The 2220-nt window shown below is 54.7% G+C and carries 4 protein-coding genes; 1 reads left to right on the forward strand and 3 read right to left on the reverse strand.

The features are described 5' to 3' along the window. Positions 1 to 17: 17 nt before the first annotated feature. Together QVP67_RS13460 and QVP67_RS13465 are read right to left on the reverse strand one after the other, a co-directional pair. Positions 18 to 779 (reverse strand): SDR family NAD(P)-dependent oxidoreductase, encoded by a 762-nt coding sequence (locus QVP67_RS13460; RefSeq protein WP_022164084.1) that lies wholly within the window; start codon positions 777 to 779, stop codon positions 18 to 20. Between the two features lie 119 nt (positions 780 to 898). Next, positions 899 to 1309 carry a secondary thiamine-phosphate synthase enzyme YjbQ gene (locus tag QVP67_RS13465; RefSeq protein ID WP_288180216.1) on the reverse strand — a complete coding sequence of 137 codons (411 nt, stop codon included), beginning with the start codon at positions 1307 to 1309 and terminating at the stop codon, positions 899 to 901. Positions 1310 to 1485: 176 nt separating this feature from the next. Between QVP67_RS13465 and QVP67_RS13470 the strand changes: the two genes are divergently transcribed. Further along, on the forward strand, positions 1486 to 1950 hold the full coding sequence (locus QVP67_RS13470; RefSeq protein WP_022164086.1) for a MaoC family dehydratase: 465 nt from the start codon (positions 1486 to 1488) through the stop codon (positions 1948 to 1950). A 124-nt stretch (positions 1951 to 2074) separates the two neighbouring features. On the opposite strand, the gene QVP67_RS13475 is transcribed toward QVP67_RS13470, so the two are convergent. Further along, positions 2075 to 2220, reverse strand: a 146-nt coding sequence (locus QVP67_RS13475; protein ID WP_288180217.1) for a nitrous oxide-stimulated promoter family protein, incomplete at its 5' end; no start/stop codon positions are given.

A 2220-nucleotide genomic window follows, 5' to 3' on the forward strand; every position in this document is an offset into this window, starting at 1 on the left:
TCTTCATTCTTAATTCTTCATTCTTCATTTTTTCTCCCTACCGGCATTCGCTTCCATATCGTCCGTGGAATGAGCCTCCAGAAGAACACCAGCAGCCGATAGCGAACGTCGATGATGGCCACCCGTTTGCGTTGCTCCAGCGCCCTTACGATGTGCTGTGCTACGCGCTCAGGACGCATCAGCATGGGGTAGTTGCCACCTCGCAGCAGGTCGGTCGCTACGAAGCCCGGACGGATGTCGGTGAAGCAGATGCGCAGGTGCTGCATGCGGGCCAGCTGCTCCAGAGCGTCGATGTAGGTGTTCTGAAAGCGTTTGGTGGCCGAGTAAGCCGGTGCGGCTCCCAGCCCCTTGGTGCCTGCGATGGAGCTGATGACGGCGATGTGTCCGCCCTCGCTCGGCAGTCGGCCCTCGGTCTGCTGTTGCCTGAAGTAGTCGAAAGCAGCTGTCGTCATGCGGGTGAAGCCCTCGACGTTGGTGCGCGCCGTGCGTAGTTCGATGTCGGGGTCGAGCGTCGGATTCTGATAGCCGATGCCCGAGCTGAGGAAGAACAGGTCCATGCCGCCCAGCCGGTCGATGAGCGCCCTCAGACGTTCGAGAGCATCGTCGCGGGTGACGTCGATGCGTGCCGTCTCCACCCGTTCGGGCGCCGTGCTACGCAGCGCTTGTAAAGCCTCTTCGCGCCGTCCGGCCACGCCGATGCGCCATCCCTGCCGAAGCAACAGCCGTGCCACTTCGAGCCCTATGCCCGATGTGGCTCCGATAATAATAGCTTTCTTCATTGTTTAGTTACAAGCTACGAGCTACAAGCTACGAGCTACGAGTTATGGGTTATGAGTTACGAGTTACGAGTGGTTGTCGCAGGTCGGTTATTCGTTAGAAATTCTTCATTTTTTTTCATTTATCCAACGACCGTCGCCACAATCCGCCTTCCTCCGCCTCGGTTTCGGAACTCGCACAGGTAGATGCCCTGCCAGATGCCCATGTTCAGGCGTCCGTGGCTGATGGGGATGGTGATCGAGGCGCCCACCAGCGTCGATTTGGCGTGCGCCGGCATGTCGTCGTCGCCCTCGCAGGTGTGTTGGTAGTAGGGTTCGCGTTCGCGCACCAGGCGGTCGAAAATGGCTGCCATGTCCGTCTGTACGTCGGGGTCGGCATTCTCGTTGATGCTCAGCGCGGCCGATGTGTGCTTGATGAACAGATGCAGCAGCCCCGCTTCGGGCAGGGGCGGCAGATTGCGCACTATTTCGTCGGTCACCAGGTGGAAGCCCCTCCGGTGGGGCGTCAGGGTAAATTCTTTTTGCGTTATCATTTTTTTCGGTTCTTCAGAAGTTTGGCGTCCGCCGGCTTTCATCTTCTTCCGTGGGCGGACTTTGTGCAAATATACGCCAAAATTGACTTTTATCGGGTATATCCTTGCGCTTATCTTTTGGCTTTTGGCGAAAAAAGGCGATATTTGCTGGCCGTTATAAATCTAAAAAGAAATTTATGGAAAAAGTTGTTATCAATTCGTACGAGGATTTTGAAAAATTGGTAGGACAGCGCATCGGCGTGTCCGACTATGTAGAATTGCCGCAGGAGCGCATCAATCTGTTTGCTGACGCTACGCTCGACCATCAGTGGATTCACGTCGACACCGAGCGTGCTAAGGTGGAGAGTCCCTTCCACAGCACCATCGCGCACGGGTATCTCACCCTTTCGATGCTGCCTTACTTGTGGGGTCAGATCATCGAGGTGAACAACCTGAAGATGATGATCAACTATGGCATGGAGAAGATGAAGTTCGGACAGGCAGTTCTTTCGGGTCAGCGCATCCGTCTGGTGGCCGATCTGCAATCGCTGGCCAATCTGCGCGGTGTGGCCAAAGCCGAAATCAAGTTTGCCATCGAGATTGAGGGCGAGAAGAAGAAAGCCCTCGAAGGTGTGGCCGTTTTCTTGTACTACTTCAATTAAGCCTCTCGCTACGGCGTTTTTCGATATTCACCACGGATTATTCAGGGTGTTGCATATTTTTATCTTATTCTATGCAGATCTGTATAATTTGTGGTGATTTATTTTACCATCAGACGTGCGGCGTCTATTTCGAGAAATACTCCCTCCACAAATGTCGGACAGCCGCTATCGGATGATAGAGCAACATCCGCGGACCGGCATAGCGCATCACCTTCTTCATCCGCTCCTTCATCTGCGGTTTGTAGCAATGCACGGTGCAGAGGCGGCAGG

It is taken from the genome of Bacteroides sp. CAG:633, assembly GCF_000435115.1.
Taxonomy (GTDB): Bacteria; Bacteroidota; Bacteroidia; order Bacteroidales; family Bacteroidaceae; genus Bacteroides; species Bacteroides ndongoniae.